This is a genomic window from Sphingomonas sp., assembly GCF_036677245.1.
Lineage (GTDB): Bacteria > Pseudomonadota > Alphaproteobacteria > Sphingomonadales > Sphingomonadaceae > Allosphingosinicella.
Genome location: NZ_JAKFCG010000048.1, coordinates 1 through 18,598, shown reverse-complemented (window position 1 = coordinate 18,598; position 18,598 = coordinate 1). Strand labels below are relative to the sequence as shown.

Below are 18,598 nucleotides of genomic sequence, written 5' to 3'. Positions count from 1 at the left end.
TGCGGAAAAGAAGGCGCTGCCCTAGTGGCGGGCGCGCGCCAAGTCAATCATCGACCGCGGTGGACCGCCGCCACCGGGCGGGTCAGCGCGGCCGCGGCACCTTGGGCGCGTTCGGCGCATAAAGATCGCCGAAATAATCGCCCTGATACCAGCGCGGCCGTTCGTCGGCGTCGGCGAGGTCGCGGCTGATCAGATAGTTCAGGCGCGCATATTTCGCGCCCGCCTGCCAGTCGATCGGCTGGGTCAGATCGTCGCCTACGCTGTGATAGACGTTGCCCAGGAAATGCTTCCATTTCGCCTCGCCGCCGTTGGCGAAGCCGGTCGCGAGCAGGATCGCCGGAACGCCCTGCTTGACGAACATATAATGGTCCGAGCGGACGAAGATATTCTCCTCGGGCATCGGATCGGGCGAGAGCGCGATGCCCATCGACCGCGCCGCCTTGCCGACCGCGTCGGCGACGGTCGAATGTTCGGCGCCGAACGCGATCACGTCGGTGAAATCGTAGAGCAAAAGCGGCATGTCGAGATCGACCACCGCGGCGATATTGGCGAGCGGCACGGTCGGATGGTGCGCGAAATAGTCGGCGCCGAGCAGCCCCTTCTCCTCCGCGGTGTTGGCGATGAACATCACGGTGCGGCGCGGCTGCTCGCCCGCCTCGACGAACGCGCGCGCGGCCTCGATCATCGTCGCGATGCCGGCGGCATTGTCGAGCGCGCCGTTGTAGACGAGGTCCTCCTTGCCGGTGGCCGCGTTGCCGGCCGCGGGCTTCGCGGGTGCACTTTTGACTCCGAGATGGTCGAGATGCCCCATCAGGATCACGGCCTCGTGCTTGAGCTTGGGGTCGCTGCCGGGGAGCGCGGCGATCACTGCCGGGCTGGTGACGTCGGTCCAGACGCTCTCCCTTTTGATCCGCATCTGGGTGCGCAGCGGGAAGCCGGCCGGCCGGCCGTTCCGCGCCGCCTCGGCGCGCAGCGCGGCATAGGTCTTGCCCGATCCGGCGAACAGGATCTCGGCGGCGGCGCCATTGATCGTGGCGGTGGCGCGCAGCCCGGGGGCATCGTTGAGCGGCGCGCCATTCTTGCCCAGCCAGCTCATCCGCGGCGTGCCGAGATAGCCGACCCGCACCGCCCAGGGCGCGACCTTCTCCGATTCCTCGGTGGTGAGCGTGATCATGCCGATCGCGCCGCGCCGCGCCGCCATCACCGCTTTCTGGTCCGAGAAATGCGCCGCGGTCTCGCTCGCGACCCCGCTCGGCGATCCCGCGAGCACGACGATGATCTTGCCGCGCACGTCGAGCCCGCGATAATCGTCGATGCCGGCGGCCGGCGCGTCGATGCCAAAACCGGCGAACACCAAAGGCCCGCCGAAATCCTGGCTTTTCTCGAACGCGCTCGGGCCGATCAGCACGTCAGTGCCGTTCTCGAAGGCGCGGTTCCCGCCCGGCCCGGAGACGCTGATCACCGGCTTTTGCGCGGCGAGCATGCTCGTGCGCAGCGGGACCTGTTGATACCAGCCGCCCTGCTCTCCCGCCGGCTTGAGGCCCAGGCTCTCGAATTGCGAGGCGACATAGGCTGCCGCGATCGCATGGCCGCGCGAGCCGATGCCGCGTCCTTCGAGCAGATCGTCGGCGAGGAAGGCGACATGCGCGCGGAAGCGCTCGGCGCTGAACTCCGGCGCCGCATCCTTCGCAACGGTCGCACTTGCCGCCGGTTTGGGCGCGGGCGCGGCGAGCGCCGGGCTCGCGCACAGCAACGGCAGCGCCAGGAGCAAGGAGAACAGACGGACCATCAAACTTGCTCCACAGATCGAAAGGCATTGGTTAGGGCGCCCGCCGCGGGGCGGCAAGATCGTCCTATACGGGCCCGCGGCCTGCCCCCACCCCGTCACCCCAGCGAAGGCTGGGGTCCATGCGATGCTCGCATAAGCCGCCAGCGGCGAACCCGGGCTACGACGGCGACTTTCCCAAGAATCGCTTGGATGCCAGCCTGCGCTGGCATGACGGGCTTGGGCGGGACCTTCGCCGCTAGCGGCCGCATCGATGACCGCCAGAACTCCGTCCGGGTTGCCAAGCGCATCGTTGCCCAAAGACGCAGGACGGTAACCTTCACGCTCGATCAGCTTCAGGCCTGCTCGATTCAGGCCCGTTCGGCGAGCTTGCGTTCCCAGCCGAGCGCGTCGGCAACGATATCGTCGAGCCGGTCGCGCTTCGGGCGCCACGGCAAGGTCGCGAGGATCCTGCGATTGTCGGCGACGAGGCGGTCGGGATCGCCCGGCCGGCGCGGCTCCAGCCGCCGCTCGATCGTCATGTTGGTCACCCGGTCGACGCTGTCGAGCACCTCGAGCACCGAAAAGCCGCGGCTGTAGCCGCAATTCATGACGTGGCTCTGCTCGGGGTCCTCGATCAGTTTCTCGAGCGCATCGACGTGCGCGGCGGCGAGATCGCTGACATGGATATAGTCGCGGATGCCGGTGCCGTCGGGCGTGTCGTAATCGGTGCCGAACACCGAGACGTGGCTGCGCTTGCCGGTCGCCGCCTCGACCGCGACCTTGATCAAATGGGTGGCGCCCGCGGTCGACTGCCCCGAGCGGCCGCGCGGATCGGCGCCGGCGACGTTGAAATAGCGCAAGGCGCAATAATTGAGCGGGTGCGCGAAGGCGGTGTCGGCGAGCATCCGCTCGGTCATCAGCTTCGACCAGCCATAAGGGTTGATCGGCTGGGTCGGCGAATCTTCCGCGATCGGCACCTGCTCCGGAATCCCGTAGGTCGCCGCGGTCGAGGAGAAGATGAAATGGCGCACGCCGCCCTTGACCGCGCTTTCGATCAGCGCGCGGCTCTTCACCGTGTTGTTCTCATAATATTTGAGCGGATTCTCGACCGATTCGGGCACGATGATCGAGCCGGCAAAATGGATGATCGCCTTGATGTCATGCTCGGCGATCAGCCTTGCCACCAACGCCTGGTCGGCGACGTCGCCGACCGCGAGCACCGCCTCCTTGGGGACCGCCCAGTCGAAGCCGGTGCTGAGATTGTCGAGCACCACCACCGGCCAGCCGGCATCGAGCAAGGCGAGGACGGCATGGCTGCCGATATAGCCGGCGCCGCCGGTCACCAGTACCGCAGGCTTTGGCACCGCAGGCTTTTCGGGCTTCGGCTCATCCTGCGTCATTCAAATCCTCTCTCGTCCCTTCCCGATGCAGCAAATTTGCCGCATGATCGTTTCAGTAGCTATACGATAGCGGCACTTAGCGATGAGGCACTGGAATGAAAGCATTTTTTGCGGGCGGATGCGCGCTTCTCCTGGCCTCGCTCGCGGGCTGCACCACGTCCGGCAAGCCGAGCGCCAACGTCACCCGCTTCCATCTCGGCCAACCGATCGCGCGCGGCCAGATCGCGATCGAGACGGTCGATCCCGCAGCGGCCACCGGCCTTGAGTTCCGCACCTATTCCGCCGCGGTCGAGCGCCAGCTCGCCCGTCTCGGCTGGTCCGTGGTCCAGACCGTCGGCCAGTCCGAGCAGGTCGCGCTGATCGACGTCCGGCGCGGCAGCCGCGAGATGCTCGACCGGAGCGGGCCGGTGTCGGTCGGCGTCGGCGGCGGCACCGGCGGCTGGGGCGGCAGCGGCGTCGGCATGGGCGTCGGCTTCAATCTCGGCGGCGGCGGCTCGCGCGAACAGATCGGAACGATGCTGTCGGTCCGCATCAAGCGCCGATCGGACGGCACCGTTTTCTGGGAAGGGCGTGCAGTGACCGAGGCCCGCGCAGGCACCCCCGAGGCCGATCCCGCGGGCGCGGTCGAACGGCTTGCCGAGGCGCTGTTTCGGGACTTCCCCGGAGAGTCGGGTCGAACTATCAGGGTTCGATGACCCTCTCCATTTCGAGCGCCTTCGACGGCGGCAACATTCGTCTTCTCAATATCGCCGACACCCGGATCGACCTTGAGATCGTCAAGGACAATCAGTCCGAATTCCACCAATGGTTCTACTTCCGGCTGTCCGGCGCGGCGGGCAAGCCGGTCGAGCTGCGCCTGACCAATTGCGGCGACGCCGCTTACCCGCTCGGCTGGCAGAATTACCGCGCCTGCATGTCCTACGACCGCGAGGAGTGGCGCCGGGTCGAGAGTGATTATGCCGACGGCGTGCTGACGATCCGCGTGACTCCGGCGCTGAACAGCGTCTGGTTCGCCTATTTCGCGCCTTATACGATGGAGCGGCACCACGATCTGATCGCCGAGGTCGCCGCGCATCCCGCCGTGCGCCACCGCTCGCTCGGCCAGACGCTCGACGGCCAGGAGCTCGATTATCTTCGGATCGGCGAGGGGCCGGTCCAGGTCTGGCTCTATGCGCGCCAGCATCCCGGCGAGACGATGGCCGAATATTGGATCGAGGGCGCGCTCGAGAAATTGCTCGACGAAGCCGATCCGGTGTCGCGCCAGCTCCTCGACAAAGCGAGCTTCCACATCGTCCCCAACATGAACCCCGACGGGTCGCGGCGCGGGCATCTGCGCACCAACGCGGCCGGCGTGAACCTCAACCGCGAATGGCACGATCCCAAGCCCGAGCGCAGCCCCGAGGTGCTCTATGTGCGCGACGAGATGGACCGGACCGGGGTCGACTTCGCGATCGACGTCCATGGCGACGAGGCGATCCCCGCCAATTTCCTCGCCGGCTTCGAGGGCATCCCCTCATGGACCGAGGAGCAGGGCGCGCTTTACCGGCGCTTCAGCAACGAGCTGGTCAAGCGCTCGCCGGACTTCCAGACCAAGCGGGGCTATGAGGTCGTCAAGCCCGGCAAGGCGAACCTGTCGATGTCCACCGCCCAGGTCGCCGAACGCTTCGGCGCGGTCTCGATGACCCTCGAGATGCCGTTCAAGGACAATGACGATCTGCCCGATCCCGAGCAGGGCTGGTCCCCCGACCGCAGCCGGCTGCTCGCGCGCAGCTGCCTCGATGCGCTGCATGCAATTATCGAAGATTTGGCAATCAAAGCTTTGGAGAAACGCCGCTGATGCCCACTCTCGTTCTCATCCGTCATGGCCAGTCGGCGTGGAATCTGGAGAATCGCTTCACCGGATGGTGGGATGTCGACCTCACCGAGCAGGGCGAGGAGGAAGCGCGCCTCGCCGGCGAGCTACTCGGCGCGCGCGGCCATGATTTCGATCTGTGCTTCACCAGCTTCCAGACGCGGGCGATCAAGACGCTCAACATCGCGCTCGAGGCGATGGGACGGCTGTGGCTGCCGGTCGAGAAGCACTGGCGGCTCAACGAGCGCCACTATGGCGGGCTGACCGGGCTCAACAAGGCCGAGATGATCGCCAAGGCGGGCGAGGAGCAGGTCCATATCTGGCGCCGCTCGTTCGACGTGCCGCCGCCGTTGATCGAGCCGGGCAGCCCGTTCGATCTCGCCAACGACCGCCGCTACGCCGGCGTCGACGTGCCGCGCACCGAAAGCCTCAAGGACACGATCGCGCGGGTGCTGCCTTATTGGGAGCAAAACATCGCGCCGGCGCTCAAGAGCGGCGAGCGGGTGCTGATCTCGGCGCACGGCAATTCGCTGCGCGCCCTGGTCAAGCATCTCTCCGGGATCAAGGACGAGGAGATCGCGAGCCTCGAGATCCCGACCGGCCAGCCGATCGTCTACGAGCTCGACGACCAGCTCAACGCGCTCGACCGTTACTATCTGAAGGACCGGTAGAGGAGAGTCACACGCTGAGCGTGGTACTTCGAAGCGGGCGGGGTGACCGCGGCGCGCCTCGCCACCTCCCCTCTCGCAAGCGGGAGGGGATTGAGGGGTGGGCACGAGCGTAGCGAGCATTTGCCCAGAAGCACCGCGCGATGAACCACCTCCTACCCACCCCAGTTTGCCGCTTCCAGGTTCGTCCGGGGGACGAACCGTCGGCAAACTCCTCCCGCGAGCGGGAGGGGGGTTAGGAGGCAAGCGGCTGCATGGGGTGGGCACGAGCCGCTCACTTTCGGACATCCCAATGCGGCGAGACACTGCTAGGCTGATGCTTCTTTCGTGGGGTTCGCCGATGTTCTTGCCCATTGTGCTTTTCGCCGCCGCCGCCTTGGCTCAGGCTGCCGACGCACCGACGTCTCGGACCGAGATGCTTGGCATCAACGTGCCCGACGAGTTCGAGATGGGGCACCAGGCGCGGAACGACACGCTGCAGATCATGGAATTGGTCGAGCCGCCAGAGACGGTGGAGACATGGTCCAAGCTCATCACGAGCATGATGTTCTTCAACGCGGCGCATCAGGGAATGGACGCGTTCTACGGGCAGTGGCGCGATGGCCTGCGCGCGGCCTGCGAGGGCATCACCGATACGGTGGTCAAGGGGACGGTTGATGGCATGCCCGCCCTCAGGGCGACACTTGCTTGTCCCAAGAACGCGAAAACCGGAAAACCGGAAAATCTCGAAGCGATCGTGGTGCAAGGCAGAGCGAACATGATGATCGTTCAAGTCGCCTTTCGCCGACCGATAACCCCCGACGACGCTGCACTGATCGAGCGGGTCGCGGGTTCCATGAAGGTCTGCGACCAACGAACGCTTCCCTTATGTTCAGCGCGAAAGGCGATCGGGTTTCTGCCGGAAGATGGGCAAAGCCACGATCCATCGGCCAAGCCGTCTGCAACGGGCCGCTAACCCCGGTCTCACCCTGCCTCTCCCGCAGATCATCCATTCCTCCCCTGCATTTGCAGGGGAGGGGGACCACCCGAAGGGTGGTGGAGGGGCATTTCGTGAAAGGACTCCCCTCCACCGCTAACGCGGTTCCCATCCCCCGGAGCCCCGGGGGAGGAACAGGGGCCAGAAGATCCTCCCCTGCAAATGCAGGGGAGGAATTGGGGTCATTCCCTCGAGCGTGGGTAAGGGTCTTCACGGGAAGACAGTCTGTCGAACCTGGTGTACCCGATGCTCGATCGGAGAAGGCATTGCTTCCTCCACGAACGAGCGAGCTGTCCGGATGTGGCTGAGCTTCCTGTAGATCCTGCTGCGGTGGCGTCTCGCTCGCCTGGCATTCCTCGCCCGGACCTCACCGGCCGCGACGTTCTCGCCATAACGGTCGGGATCGTCATCGGCGCGGGCATCTTCAGGACCCCTGCTTTGGTGGCCGGAGCCGCCGGGAGCGAAGCCGCCTTGCTGATCGCCTGGGCGGCGGGCGGGATGCTCTCGATCGTCGGCGCGCTCTGCTACGCCGAGCTGGCATCCGCTTATCCCAACGTCGGCGGCGACTATCATTTCCTCCAGCGCGCTTATGGCGGGAGGATCGCCTTTCTCTACGCCTGGGCGCGGATGGTGGTGATCCAGACCGGGTCGATCGCGCTGCTGGCCTTCGTCTTCGCCGATTATGCCTCTTCGGTGGCCCCGCTCGGAACCCATTCGGTGGTCGTCTATGCCGCGGCCGCGGTGATCCTGCTGAGCGGCGCCAATTGGGCCGGCGTGAAGCTGGGCGCGGGGTTCCAGCGCTGGCTGACCCTCGTCGAGGTCGCCGGGCTCGTCCTGGTGATCGTCGCCGGGCTCTTGCTGGCACCCGCGGAGGCCGTGCCCAGGCCCGCCGCCGGCGGAGGATCGTGGGGGCTGATGATGGTCTTCGTCCTGCTCACCTACGGCGGGTGGAGCGAGGCCGTCTACGTCTCTGCCGAGGTCAAGGACTCTCCGCGGCGGATGGGGACCTATATGGTCGCAGGGCTCGCGTTCGTCACCCTGCTCTACCTGCTCGTCAACCTCGCCTTCCTGAGGGCGCTCGGCCTCGGTGGGCTGGCGGCATCCGATGCGGTCGCGGCCGATGTCATGCGGCTCGCGATGGGCGAGGCCGGCGCTGCCGTGATCAGCCTGGTGGTCGGGATCGCGGCGCTGACCTCCGCGAACGCCACGGTGATGACCGGCGCACGAAGCACCTGCGCCTTGGGCCGCAGCTTCACGCAGCTTGGCTGGCTCGGCCGGTGGCATGGCGAACGCAACACGCCCGGCAACGCGATCATCGCCCAGGCCATGATCGCGCTTCTGCTGGTCGCCGGCGGAGCCTTCGCCCGCGACGGCTTCCAGCTCGCGGTCGAATATACCGCGCCAATATTCTGGTTCTTCCTGCTGCTGGTCGGCATTGCCTTGTTCGTGCTTCGCCTGCGCGAGCCGGACCGCGATCGGCCGTTCCGGGTTCCGCTTTACCCGGCCCTGCCCGCGATATTCTGCGCGACCAGCCTCTATCTTCTCTATTCGAGCATCGCCTACACGGGGATCGGCGCCTTGATCGGAATCGCCGTGCTCGCCGTCGGCGCCGCGTTGCTCGCATTGCTTCAACCCGTCACCCTGGAGGAGACCTGGTCATGAAAGCTGTGGTCATCGTGGCTGCCATGCTCGCCGGTTCGGGCGCTCTTGCCGCAACCGCCCCAACACAGGCACACTCGCCGGCGCCTGCGCCGGTCACCGCCGCGCGCGAGCCGGACGTCATCTATTTGCCCACCCCGCCCCAGGTCGTCGATGCGATGCTCGAAATGGCGAAGGTCCGCAAAGGTGACGTGCTCTACGATCTCGGATCCGGCGACGGGCGCATTCCGATCGCGGCCGCGAAGAAATACAATGTCCGCGCGGTGGGCGTCGACATCGATCCGGTGCGGATCAAGGAGGCGCGCGCCAATGCCGCGGCGGCGGGCGTGGCCGACAAGGTGACGTTCCGGCAGGAGGACCTCTTCAAGACCGAAATTGCGGGAGCGAGCGTGGTGACGCTCTACCTTCTGAGCTCGCTCAACGAGAAATTGCGGCCGCGGCTGCTTGCCGAGCTGAAGCCCGGCACGCGGATCGTCAGCCACGCCTTCCGCATGGGCGATTGGCAGCCCGAGAAGACCCGGGACGTCGAAGGCAGCACGATTTATTTCTGGACGGTCCCGCCCCGAAAATAGGGGCGGAACGTTGATGCCGTGGTGAACGCTCGTGGAAAAGCGGTCGTGAAAAATCTCCTGTCGCTCCTGCCGGCGCTTGCCCTGCTCGGGATCGGCCCGACGCAGGCCGCCGCCGTCGCGCCGGCGGACGAAGCCGGGGAATACCAGGCCGCGCGCGAGCGGCTCGTCGACTTTATCCACGATTACCCCCGCGCGATCGGCGAGCGCCCCGATCCGCGCATCCTCGCCGCGCTGCGCCAGGTGCCGCGCCATCTCTTCGTGCCGGAGGCGGCGCGCGCCGAGGCCTATCAGGATTATCCGCTGCCGATCGGCAAGGACCAGACGATCTCGCAGCCAAGCCTGGTCGCGCTGATGACGCACTTGCTGCGGCCGAAGCCTGGCGACGTGATCCTGGAGGTGGGAACGGGCTCCGGCTACCAGGCCGCGATCCTCTCGCCTTTGGTCGGCAAGGTCTATTCGATCGAGATCGTGGAGGCGCTGGCACGCCAGGCGACACGGCGGCTCGACGAACTGGGCTATGGCAACGTCCAGGTGCGGCACGGCGACGGCTATCTCGGCTGGCCCGAACATGCGCCGTTCGACGGCATCATCGTCACGGCGGGCGCGCCGCATGTCCCCAAGCCCCTGCTCGACCAGCTGAAGCGCGGCGGACATATGGTCATCCCGGTCGGCTCCACCTTGGCGAACCAGGAGCTGAAGGTGATTACCAAGGATCAGCGGGGCCGATTGAGCGAGCGAACCATCATCGGCGTCCGCTTCGTTCCGCTGACGCGGCAAGTGAGGGGGTGATCGAGCCTGGGGCCAATTTGCTGGCGCCGCTCGAACGGGGCGGGCGGCGCTGATCTCCGCGCACGGCAATTCGCTGCGCGCCCTGGTCAAGCACCTCTCCGGCATCAAGGACGAGGAGATCGCGAGCCTCGAGATCCCGACCGGCCAGCCGATCGTCTACGAACTCGACGACTAGCTGGAAGCGCTCGAGCGCTATTATCTGAAGGATCGGTAGGGGCAGTCTCGCGCTGAGGCGGGAAATGGGTTGCGCAACGAGCGGGTCGCCGCACGGACGCGCACGCGTTCCGCCCATAGCGGAATTAAACCGATGGCAAGAATGCCCTCAATGTGCGAGCTTGAGGCGTATCAGGGATTTTCTCGAAAGCCACTTCATCCGTCGCAGGACCCTCGCGCTAAAGCGCGGCAGCTCTATGTTGGTCATACCAGGAAATACCCGTGGCTCAGCAATCTCGATCTGGCAACCACACGCTATGATCCGTAGATGAAAACCGGATTCGCTTGGTACTTGAGTGCCTCCCCATCCGCCGCTCCGGACGCCTGGCGAACCGGTACCTTGACGGTGGACGCCAATGTCTTGCTCGACTTGTACCGCTATCACACCTCGACGTGTGAGAGCATTTTGAGCGCGCTGGAGTCGTTTGCCGGCCGCATTTGGATTTCTCATCAGGCGGCATCAGAGTTCTTCAGGCACAGAAAAAAGGTGATAGCCTCATCGGAAAGGATGTTCCGTGAAGCGTCCGCAGGTTTGGACGAGCTTGAAAAGTCCCTCTTCGGAGGCGTGACGAAGCTGAAGGGATACCGTCTTGTCCCGCGTCCCTCCTTGGACGAGCTGTCAACAGCCCTGCTGGGGGCGGTTGACAAGGCGCGTGAGAGCCTCGCCGAAGCGACAGCGAAACACCCCGATTACCTCCGGGACGACCCGGTACTCGAGCGGCTTTTCAAACTTTTCGAAGGCCGGATGGGCGCCCCCCCGTCTGCCGATGCCAAAGCGACCTCACTTGAGGAAGCAAAGAGGAGGCACGACGAGCGGATTCCCCCTGGTTACATGGACGATGAGAAGGAAGGAGATCGCAGGTACGGCGACTTCCTGCTCTGGAAGGAGGTTATCGATTTCGCAAAAGCGACCGGGAAGCCAATCATCCTAGTCACATCAGAGCGCAAGGAAGACTGGTGGGAGCGGGAGGGGAGCAAGACACTCGGTCCTAGGCCAGAGCTAGTTGAGGAGTTCTGGAAGGCCACAGGACAGCCGATTTTACTCTACCAAACGGAAAACTTCCTCAGACTCGCCAATGAGCAGGCGGGCACAGGTGTCAGCGAAGAGGCCGTCGAAGAGATCCGGAGCCTCGGCGCACGTCGCGCCCGCGGTCGCACTGCACATCCTCCAGCTGTCGAGGTGGAACAACTCGTCTCCGTTGCGGAGTGCGACGAGAACCACGGGCTGCTCGAGATCGAACTCCTCAGGGAGGTTCATCATATGACGGGCAGCGGGCACTTCGAACCTGCATTGGACGCTGTGCCTCATCTCACTGTGGGTGTGATCTCGTGCCCGGAAGGATGCCCGCCCCTCGAAGTAACCGCGAGAACCGGCACCAACTTCGATTTCAATGTCCATGTTCGTTCCGGAACGCACGGCGTCACGCTTCCGGTCGGGCTTTACCGCATAGATTACTCCGCTGTGTGCGTTGACGGTGACGTCGGCGACACAGAGCAGCTTCCGATCGAAACGTCTTAGAAGGCTTAGAGGAGTAGCCTTCAAGGCGCGATCCACCCACGCCGCGCGCAATCGCCGACCTGTCATGGCCGGCTGCTCGGGAGCTGGTCACCTAAATTAAATGATCATGTGCAGGTCTGGGCTCATCCAACAACGCAAGGTCAACATTGCTAGATTCGAGTCTTTTCCGTTCGCGCCCCGGGCAGCTATCCGTTAGCGGTCCGTGCACCGTCGAGAGGGAGTGAAGTTTTGAATCTTGCACCGATCGTCAAGTTGGTGCGCGCTTATGACGCCACCGAATGGGAAATTTTTATTTCTGAATGGCAGAAGGGGCTTTCGGGTTACGCAGCGGTCAAACGGCTCGGCGGGGCCGGGGATCTCGGCCGCGATGTCATCGGGCTGGCCAGCGCGGATGCATGCCAAGGCGTGTGGGACAATTATCAGTGCAAGCATTATGAGATCCCGCTCGCCACTCCGAAGGCTTGTGAAGACGCCGGGAAGATTATCTTCCACGCGTTCAGAGGCGAGTTCGCTCCTCCTCGCATGTGCTCCTTCGTCGCGCCGCGTGGACCCACGACCGAACTTCGTGACCTTTTGCTCAATCCCGACAAATTCAAAGCCGAGGTGATCGCCACTTGGGATAAGCGCGTTGCGGGACGTGTGGTTGCTGGTGAGAAGCACGTCCTTGTCGGCGCGCTGAAGGCGTACGTGGAAACATACGACTTCACGAGCTTCTGTTACGCGACCATCGACGACATCCTGGATGGTCACCGTAAGACGGCATACTGGGCTTCTCGCTTCGGCGGCACGCTGCCGCCGGCGCCCGACGGGCACACGCCTGCTGCGATCGCACCCGGTGAGACCGTCTATGTTGGCAAATTGCTCGAGGTCTACTCAGAGCAGGCTGGCGTGGCCATGACGAGCGCAGCGGATCTGGACGCACACGACCAGTGGAAAGACGATCTGCAAAAGCAGCGTGTCCGCTTTTATGACGCTGAAGCGTTCATGGCGCACTATCGCGATCAGACCGAGCCCGGCACGATCGAAGATTTTGCCGAACAAATCCACGATGCAATCGAACCAGCCGTCGCGACCGAGACAGGCGCATTCTCGAGGCTGACAGCAGCGCTCACCTCGGCTGCTCAGACTGCTCCAGCAAGCGTTCTTGCGCCCCGTGCGAAGGTGCGCGTCAAGCAGGGCGTCTGCCATCAACTCGCGAACGACGACCGCGTCAGTTGGAAAACCTAAATGGCATCGGCAACCCGTAGATCGCTCCAGCCGCGCATCTTCAATACCGCGTTCGAAAGCGGCGTGCGGTCGCTCGTCCTGCTAACAGCCTGTTTTCCGATGCGCCTCGGCTTGCGCCGACTTGTCGTCCTCGACCATCTCGTCGTTCATACCGGGGACGTGAATGGACCAGAGAGTCTGCACCCTAAGGAGAGTTCCCGCTCTGCCGAGTTGCTGGTGCGGCGGGGCTTGGTCAGCGCCGGTCTGACGCTGATGAGCACGCGCGGACTTGTCACCCGACATGCTACTGCCGAAGGGTTCCGGTTCCAGGCGGGCGAAGAAGCGGGCTCCTTTGTCGATCTGTTGCGCAGCGATTACACCATGGCGTTGAAGGCACGTGCTGATTGGTTGGCGAAGGAGGTCGTCACGTTGTCTGACGATGAGATCAATGATCTGGTGCGCGACCGAGTGGATCAATGGGATGCGGAGTTTCAAGTCGACCAAGGCATAACTGGTTAGAAATGCAGCTTCGCTTTCTCTTGATCACCGGCCCCAACAGCCCGCCTGCGTCTGTGGACTTCGGACCTGGGCTGAACGTCATTTATGGCGGATCGAACACCGGTAAGTCGCACGTCTTGCGGCTGATTGATTTTGTCCTGGGTGCCAAGAACGCACCTGAACCAATCGTCGAACAGGCTGGGTATGACCTTGTCCATGTTGGCGTGGTGTTAGACGATGGCGCCGAGAGAACCTTGGTGCGCGCGCTGCAGGGCGGGAACATCAAGATTCTCGATGGACTGGTTCGGGCCCGCCCGACGCAGACTCAAGGCACCACGGTGTCGGCGCAGCACAGTGCACAGAATTCTTTGTCGCGAATGCTGCTGACGCAGGTCGGTGCGAAGGATGCGCGTATTCGCACGGATGCTTCCGGCAAGACGCGCGATCTCAGCTTTAGGGACCTTGAGCGTCATGCATTGATCAGCGAGACCAAAATTCAGGACGTTTCGTCTCCTGTGCTCTCCGGTCAATTTGTCACCAAGACCGCCGAGACCTCCGTGTTCAAGTACATGCTCACCGGTGTTGACGACTCCGCCCTAGACGTGGCGAAGCCAGATTCGGTGCAGCCCATGCGCCAAGCAGCGCAGCTTGAACTGCTCGACCGCCAGATCCGCGACACGGAACGCGAGATTGCCGAAGCCGACCAGGACCATGAAGAACTTCTCGAACTCGACAGTCAACTCGACGCCGAACTCAGCAGGCATTTCGTCGTGCAAGAGAGCGCAGAGGTCAGCTATCGCGAGCTGACCTCGAATCGGCTCGAGATGCGCAAAGAATATGAAGCCATCCAGGATCGGCTTGGTGAAATCGATACGCTGACAGCGCGTTTCGATCTTCTTGCCGAGCACTACAGGTCTGACGAAGCGCGCCTCGCCTCGATCGTCGAAGCCGGACAATTCTTTACCCTCGAAGATCCGGTGAACTGTCCAGTCTGTGGCGCGGCACCTGAGCATCACCGCCCCGAACAGGCATGCGACGGCGATGTAACGGAGATCACTGCCGCAGCGGAGGCCGAGATCACTCAGCTTAAAGAACGGGCAGTCGAACTGCAGGTTACCATTAATGGACTAAAGACAGAACGCGACGTGTTAGCGGCCAGAGCACGCGCACTTCTTCCCCGCCTAGAGGGGCTGCAGGCTGATATTCTTCGTGAGGTGCCAACGGTCCAGACGATCAGGTCTCAGACAAGTCAGGTAATCGCGAGGAAGCTCAGCATCCAGAAGAGCTTGGAGCTCGTTCGTCGTCGAGACGCATTAGTGACACAGCGGGTCGAGCTGGGCGTCAGTCCTGGCTACGACAGCAGCACCATCGTCGCGCAACAGCAGTTGGACGGCGCGACGCTCGATGCCTTCAGCCAAATGGTCGAAGCGGAGCTTCAGACATGGGATTTCCCTGATGCGAAACGCGTTTTCTTCGAGCTCCCGAAGATGGACATAGCCGTCGCCGGTAAATCGCGTGCGGCCAACGGCAAAGGCGTGCGCGCGCTGCTTCACGGCGCCTTTGACGTGGGGCTGATGAAGTTCTGCAAGGGCCGAGGCCTTGCCCATCCCGGATTTCTGATCCTGGACTCGCTGTTCATTACCTACAAGGATCCGTCAGACGACGGCGACAGCGCGATCGCCAGTACTCCGCTCAAGGATCGCGCCTTCCGCGCTTTCTCGACGCTCCCGAGTGACCTCCAACTCATCATCTTGGAAAATGTGGATGTACCCGACTGGCTCGCGGGACAGCCTCAGGTGACCCACTTTACGGGCAGCACGACGACCGGACGAGCCGGCCTATTTCCGAAATGAGGGTAGCGGCAATCTAATGACCGATAATGCAGCTGCGCCGCCCGGAAACGCCCTGTCTGCTGGCGGCCAAGATCTGCCCTTCAGGCAATGGGCAACTAAGCGCCCGGTGCGGCCACCCAGCTTGGTCGGCGGCGGCTCTAAAAGCCGCAATTCTCCGGATGGGAGGTGGAGTCGGCTACTTCGTACAACGCCGGCGTCGCCTAGTGTTGCGTCTCCAGCTTTGGTCCAGGGCTTAATGCGCTGTCACCGGCGTGGATCTGGCTCCCGAATCGCTCCGGGGGGGCACAACGATCTCGTCATAGGTCCGGGGTTGCCAAGTTGCCGTGGGCCGATCAAATTCCTGCCAGACGCCTTGTAGCTTGCTGAAAATCCGCTGCTCTGGAAAGTCTTGAACGACTAGTCCCCAGTCATATTCGATCTCGCCATCCTCCGCGCGTACGTAGACGCGGGACGCCGGGAAAAGAAATATTCCGAGAGGCACAGCATTAGCAACCAACCACTCATTGTGTCCTACTCGATCAACAATACTGGCTTCACAACTCTCTACTGTAGCCAATGACCCCAATGCCTCGCTCGATAACCGACCGTTGCTTCCTGCATCGAAATTGCAAACGCACTCGATCTGAGTAGTGGCACCTAGATCAACCAACACACCGACTGAGCCGAACGCCGCAGACTGTTCTCCCGGCCCAACCTGTGCAGGCCCGCGGTCCGCTGCCTTGATTGTCGAATAGCACATCTTCCATGTAGGATTTACTAGAGCGTCACGCAGATCCTGTGGATAGCCGATCTCATGCTTTGTCGCAGGCGTGTTGAAATGGACGAGGATCACCTCATGGGCCCGAAGCACATTTCGAACACCGTCGATTAAAGTCGAGTTCGTCACTGCGTGGTTGAAGCCGAAACGGTCGAGGCGCGTCAAGGACCCTGCCCGCTTGGGCGGATGCGAGAAAAACTCGCGTTCCATCATTCCGCGCCAACAGCGGCCTTCTGCTAACGGCCAAAAACGGGCTAGCGCCTACCCGCGTTTCCGTTGCATTTGTGACCGTGAGTCTTGTCATAGAAGATCCCCCATTCCCTCGCCGGAGACCGGTTTTTCCCGCCCGCGCGCCAGCGCTTCTTGCGGGCCGCCGGGCTGGTTACGGCCACAAATGGGCTGCGCAGGTGTCGGTGTTCCACTCTGCGGACATGCATGGCTGGGCTCTTCGTTTCCCCCAGGAGCCTCTTATTCCCCCGCCCGCGCCAGCGCCATGTTACGCGCCGCCCGACCGATGACGTCGTCGGCCGTATCCCCCGCCATGATCGTCGCGACGCCGATCGAGGCCGAGACGGCGATCGTGCTGCCGCCGAGATCGAGCGGGGTGCCGGCGATGCAGCAGGCCAGCCGCTCGGCGGTCTCGATCGCGCTATTGTGGTCGAGATGGTCGAGGATCAGCCCGAATTCGTCGTCGCCAATGCGGGCGAGCAGGTCGGTCGAGCGGATCAGGCGCAAGAGCGTGTTGGCGGCGTGGATCAGCGCCGCATCGGCCGCGAAGCGCCCGTGGCGGCGGTTGATCCCGGCGAGATCGTCGAGGCCGATGCAGAGCATCGCCGCCGGAGTGCCATGGCGCTCGGCGACGCCGACGACCCGCCCCAGCTCGCGCAGAAAGCGGCGGCGGTTGGCGAGCGGCGTGACCGTGTCGCGATCGCTGTGCTCCTCGAGCTCGTCGATCCGCCCGCGCATCTCGGCGAGCGAGGCGCGCAGCAACGCATTCTCGTCGCTGAGGCGCCCATCGCTGAGACGCCCATCGCTGAGATGTCCGTCACTAAGATGGCCCGACCCGAGATCGGTAAAATCGGAGGGGTGGCTGCCGCCCTGGTCCACTTTGTACGATCTCCGTTGTGCACCATCACCCTAGTCCGACGCGGTTAACAGATCGCAAAGCGCGCGCGTGTGGCCGGGGCGCGGCCGGCGATCCGCCCCTCGCGCCTCGCCGCGCCGCGTTTCGTGAAGGATGCCCCTCCACCGCTACGCGGTCATGATCCGTTGCACAGTGCCCCGCACTGGGCAGCCAAGCCGGGGGCTTGGCGGCCGGACCATCCCCCGAAAAACCGGGAGAGGAATAAGGTCAGAACAATTCCTCCCCTGCATTTGCAGGGGAGGGGAACCACCCGCAGGGTGGTGGAGGGGCGCCCGCGAAAGCCCGCAATTGCTTCACCGGCAAGGCGCCGATAAGAGGTGCTGCTTCGCCGGGCAGGACGAGTGGGAATGGCAGACGAAGCGCCTCTAGTCGGGATCATCATGGGCAGCCAGTCCGACTGGGAGACGATGCAGCCGGCTGCGGCATTGCTCGCGACGCTCGGCGTCGCGCACGAAACCAAGGTCATTTCCGCGCATCGCACGCCCGAGCGGCTCTACGCCTACGCCAAGAGCGCGGCCGGGCGCGGGCTGAAGGTGATCATCGCCGGCGCCGGCGGCGCCGCGCACCTGCCGGGGATGACCGCCGCGATGACGCGCCTGCCGGTGCTCGGCGTGCCGGTCGAATCGAAGGCGCTGTCGGGGATGGATAGCCTGCTCTCGATCGTCCAGATGCCGGCCGGAATCCCGGTCGGCACCTTGGCGATCGGCAAGGCCGGCGCGACCAACGCCGCCTTGCTCGCCGCGGCGATGCTGGCGACCAGCGACGAGGCGCTGGCGGCGCGGGTCGACGCATGGCGCGAAAGCCAGACAGGCAGCGTGTCCGAAACCCCCGAATGACGATGCTTCCAGGTTCCACGATCGGGCCGGGATCCACGATCGGCCCAGGTTCCACGATCGGAATTGTCGGCGGCGGCCAGCTCGGGCGGATGCTCGCGATGGCGGCCGCGCAGCTCGGCTACAAATGCCACATCTACGCGCCCGACGAAGCCCCGCCCGCCGGCGAGGTCGCCGCCCGTTGCACGCGCGGCAGCTTCGACGACGAGGCGGCGCTCGCCCGCTTCGGCGCCAGCGTCGACGTCGCGACCTACGAATTCGAGAATATCGCCGCCGGGCCGCTGGCGGCGCTTGCCGCCGAGGCGCCCCTGTTCCCGCCGCGCCAGGCGCTCGAGGTCGCGCAGGACCGGCTGACCGAGAAAAGCTTCGTCGCCGGTCTCGGCGGCCGGACCGCGCCGTTCGCCGCGGTCGACGACGAGGCGGGCCTGGTGCGGGCGCTCGAGACGATCGGCGCCCCGGCGATCCTCAAGACGCGGCGCTTCGGCTATGACGGCAAGGGCCAGGTGCGGATCGCCGACGCCGCCGCCGCCGGGCAGGCGTGGCAGGCGATCAAGGGCCGCCCCTCAATCCTCGAAGGCTTCGTCCGCTTCGAGGCGGAATTCTCGGTCCTGCTCTGCCGCTCCGCCGCGGGCGAGATCGTGACCTGGCCCTCGCCCGAGAATGTCCACGAGGACGGCATATTGCGGCGCTCGATCGTGCCCGCCTCGCGCGCGATCGCCGCCCAAGCCCCCGCCGCCGAGGCGCTCAGCCGCCGGATCGCCGAAGCGCTCGACTATGTCGGGGTGCTCGCGCTCGAATTTTTCGCGACCGCGGACGGGCCGGTGTTCAACGAGATGGCGCCGCGGGTCCACAACAGCGGCCATTGGACGATCGAGGGGGCGGCGACCTCGC

The 18,598-nt window shown here is 64.4% G+C and carries 17 protein-coding genes and 1 pseudogene; 14 read left to right on the top strand and 4 right to left on the bottom strand.

Annotation, left to right across the window (positions count from 1 at the left end; translation table 11 throughout):
* Positions 1–82 precede the first annotated feature (82 nt).
* Together V6M48_RS05105 and galE are read right to left on the bottom strand one after the other, a co-directional pair.
* Entirely contained in the window at positions 83–1,789 is a 1,707-nt protein-coding gene (locus V6M48_RS05105; RefSeq protein WP_332811447.1) for a M28 family metallopeptidase, read from the bottom strand.
* Positions 1,790–2,136: 347 nt separating this feature from the next.
* A complete protein-coding gene (gene galE / locus V6M48_RS05100) occupies positions 2,137–3,168 on the bottom strand; it encodes a UDP-glucose 4-epimerase GalE (RefSeq protein WP_332811446.1) in 1,032 nt (343 codons plus the stop codon).
* A gap of 95 nt (positions 3,169–3,263) precedes the next feature.
* Here galE and V6M48_RS05095 point away from each other — a divergent pair, with 95 nt between their 5' ends.
* The 12 genes and pseudogenes from V6M48_RS05095 to V6M48_RS05040 all read left to right on the top strand — a co-directional run bounded on the left by V6M48_RS05095 (position 3,264) and on the right by V6M48_RS05040 (position 14,973).
* Positions 3,264–3,863 carry a DUF4136 domain-containing protein gene (locus V6M48_RS05095; RefSeq protein WP_332811445.1) on the top strand — a complete coding sequence of 200 codons (600 nt, stop codon included), beginning with the start codon at positions 3,264–3,266 and terminating at the stop codon, positions 3,861–3,863.
* Positions 3,860–5,005, top strand: a complete 1,146-nt coding sequence (locus V6M48_RS05090) for a M14 family metallopeptidase (RefSeq protein ID WP_332811444.1) — start codon at positions 3,860–3,862, stop codon at positions 5,003–5,005. Before V6M48_RS05095 ends, V6M48_RS05090 begins: the two co-directional genes overlap by 4 nt.
* Complete coding sequence (gene gpmA / locus V6M48_RS05085; RefSeq protein WP_332811443.1) at positions 5,005–5,691, top strand: 2,3-diphosphoglycerate-dependent phosphoglycerate mutase; 687 nt, start codon at positions 5,005–5,007, stop codon at positions 5,689–5,691. Before V6M48_RS05090 ends, gpmA (V6M48_RS05085) begins: the two co-directional genes overlap by 1 nt.
* Positions 5,692–6,028: 337 nt before the next feature.
* Positions 6,029–6,643 (top strand): hypothetical protein, encoded by a 615-nt coding sequence (locus tag V6M48_RS05080; RefSeq protein ID WP_332811442.1) that lies wholly within the window; start codon positions 6,029–6,031, stop codon positions 6,641–6,643.
* 351 nt (positions 6,644–6,994) lie between these two features.
* Positions 6,995–8,326 (top strand): APC family permease, encoded by a 1,332-nt coding sequence (locus tag V6M48_RS05075; protein ID WP_332811441.1) that lies wholly within the window; start codon positions 6,995–6,997, stop codon positions 8,324–8,326.
* The gene (locus tag V6M48_RS05070; protein ID WP_332811440.1) at positions 8,323–8,895 is read left to right on the top strand and encodes an SAM-dependent methyltransferase; all 573 of its coding nucleotides are present in this window, start codon (positions 8,323–8,325) and stop codon (positions 8,893–8,895) included. Before V6M48_RS05075 ends, V6M48_RS05070 begins: the two co-directional genes overlap by 4 nt.
* A gap of 45 nt (positions 8,896–8,940) precedes the next feature.
* Positions 8,941–9,684, top strand: a complete 744-nt coding sequence (locus tag V6M48_RS05065; protein WP_332811439.1) for a protein-L-isoaspartate(D-aspartate) O-methyltransferase — start codon at positions 8,941–8,943, stop codon at positions 9,682–9,684.
* Between the two features lie 10 nt (positions 9,685–9,694).
* Positions 9,695–9,859, top strand: a pseudogene (gene gpmA, locus V6M48_RS05060) (2,3-diphosphoglycerate-dependent phosphoglycerate mutase); the annotation flags it as partial.
* Positions 9,860–10,165: 306 nt separating this feature from the next.
* Positions 10,166–11,416 carry a PIN-like domain-containing protein gene (locus V6M48_RS05055; protein ID WP_332811438.1) on the top strand — a complete coding sequence of 417 codons (1,251 nt, stop codon included), beginning with the start codon at positions 10,166–10,168 and terminating at the stop codon, positions 11,414–11,416.
* 228 nt (positions 11,417–11,644) lie between these two features.
* Entirely contained in the window at positions 11,645–12,643 is a 999-nt protein-coding gene (locus V6M48_RS05050) for an ABC-three component system protein (RefSeq protein WP_332811437.1), read from the top strand.
* Entirely contained in the window at positions 12,644–13,141 is a 498-nt protein-coding gene (locus tag V6M48_RS05045) for an ABC-three component system middle component 2 (protein WP_332811436.1), read from the top strand.
* A 2-nt stretch (positions 13,142–13,143) separates the two neighbouring features.
* The gene (locus tag V6M48_RS05040; protein WP_332811435.1) at positions 13,144–14,973 is read left to right on the top strand and encodes a hypothetical protein; all 1,830 of its coding nucleotides are present in this window, start codon (positions 13,144–13,146) and stop codon (positions 14,971–14,973) included.
* Between the two features lie 232 nt (positions 14,974–15,205).
* Here V6M48_RS05040 and V6M48_RS05035 read toward each other — a convergent pair whose 3' ends face one another.
* Both V6M48_RS05035 and V6M48_RS05030 read right to left on the bottom strand, forming a co-directional pair.
* Entirely contained in the window at positions 15,206–15,940 is a 735-nt protein-coding gene (locus V6M48_RS05035) for a hypothetical protein (RefSeq protein ID WP_332811434.1), read from the bottom strand.
* A gap of 258 nt (positions 15,941–16,198) precedes the next feature.
* Complete coding sequence (locus tag V6M48_RS05030; RefSeq protein ID WP_332811433.1) at positions 16,199–16,837, bottom strand: GGDEF domain-containing protein; 639 nt, start codon at positions 16,835–16,837, stop codon at positions 16,199–16,201.
* Positions 16,838–17,221: 384 nt separating this feature from the next.
* Here V6M48_RS05030 and purE point away from each other — a divergent pair, with 384 nt between their 5' ends.
* Together purE and V6M48_RS05020 are read left to right on the top strand one after the other, a co-directional pair.
* Positions 17,222–17,710, top strand: coding sequence for a 5-(carboxyamino)imidazole ribonucleotide mutase (gene purE / locus V6M48_RS05025; protein WP_332811432.1), 489 nt, complete (start codon positions 17,222–17,224; stop codon positions 17,708–17,710).
* 2 nt (positions 17,711–17,712) lie between these two features.
* The coding region (locus V6M48_RS05020; RefSeq protein ID WP_332811431.1) for a 5-(carboxyamino)imidazole ribonucleotide synthase at positions 17,713–18,598 on the top strand (886 nt) is incomplete at its 3' end.

Excerpts from the sequence above, each read along its gene's own strand:
- V6M48_RS05090 (WP_332811444.1), top strand. The coding sequence starts at position 3,860 with ATGACCCTCTCCATTTCGAGCGCCTTCGACGGCGGCAACATTCGTCTT.
- V6M48_RS05040 (WP_332811435.1), top strand. The coding sequence starts at position 13,144 with ATGCAGCTTCGCTTTCTCTTGATCACCGGCCCCAACAGCCCGCCTGCG.
- gpmA (WP_332811443.1), top strand. The coding sequence starts at position 5,005 with ATGCCCACTCTCGTTCTCATCCGTCATGGCCAGTCGGCGTGGAATCTG.
- V6M48_RS05045 (WP_332811436.1), top strand. The coding sequence starts at position 12,644 with ATGGCATCGGCAACCCGTAGATCGCTCCAGCCGCGCATCTTCAATACC.
- V6M48_RS05055 (WP_332811438.1), top strand. The coding sequence starts at position 10,166 with ATGAAAACCGGATTCGCTTGGTACTTGAGTGCCTCCCCATCCGCCGCT.
- purE (WP_332811432.1), top strand. The coding sequence starts at position 17,222 with ATGGCAGACGAAGCGCCTCTAGTCGGGATCATCATGGGCAGCCAGTCC.
- V6M48_RS05095 (WP_332811445.1), top strand. The coding sequence starts at position 3,264 with ATGAAAGCATTTTTTGCGGGCGGATGCGCGCTTCTCCTGGCCTCGCTC.
- V6M48_RS05035 (WP_332811434.1), bottom strand. The coding sequence starts at position 15,940 with ATGGAACGCGAGTTTTTCTCGCATCCGCCCAAGCGGGCAGGGTCCTTG.
- V6M48_RS05070 (WP_332811440.1), top strand. The coding sequence starts at position 8,323 with ATGAAAGCTGTGGTCATCGTGGCTGCCATGCTCGCCGGTTCGGGCGCT.
- V6M48_RS05105 (WP_332811447.1), bottom strand. The coding sequence starts at position 1,789 with ATGGTCCGTCTGTTCTCCTTGCTCCTGGCGCTGCCGTTGCTGTGCGCG.
- V6M48_RS05080 (WP_332811442.1), top strand. The coding sequence starts at position 6,029 with ATGTTCTTGCCCATTGTGCTTTTCGCCGCCGCCGCCTTGGCTCAGGCT.
- galE (WP_332811446.1), bottom strand. The coding sequence starts at position 3,168 with ATGACGCAGGATGAGCCGAAGCCCGAAAAGCCTGCGGTGCCAAAGCCT.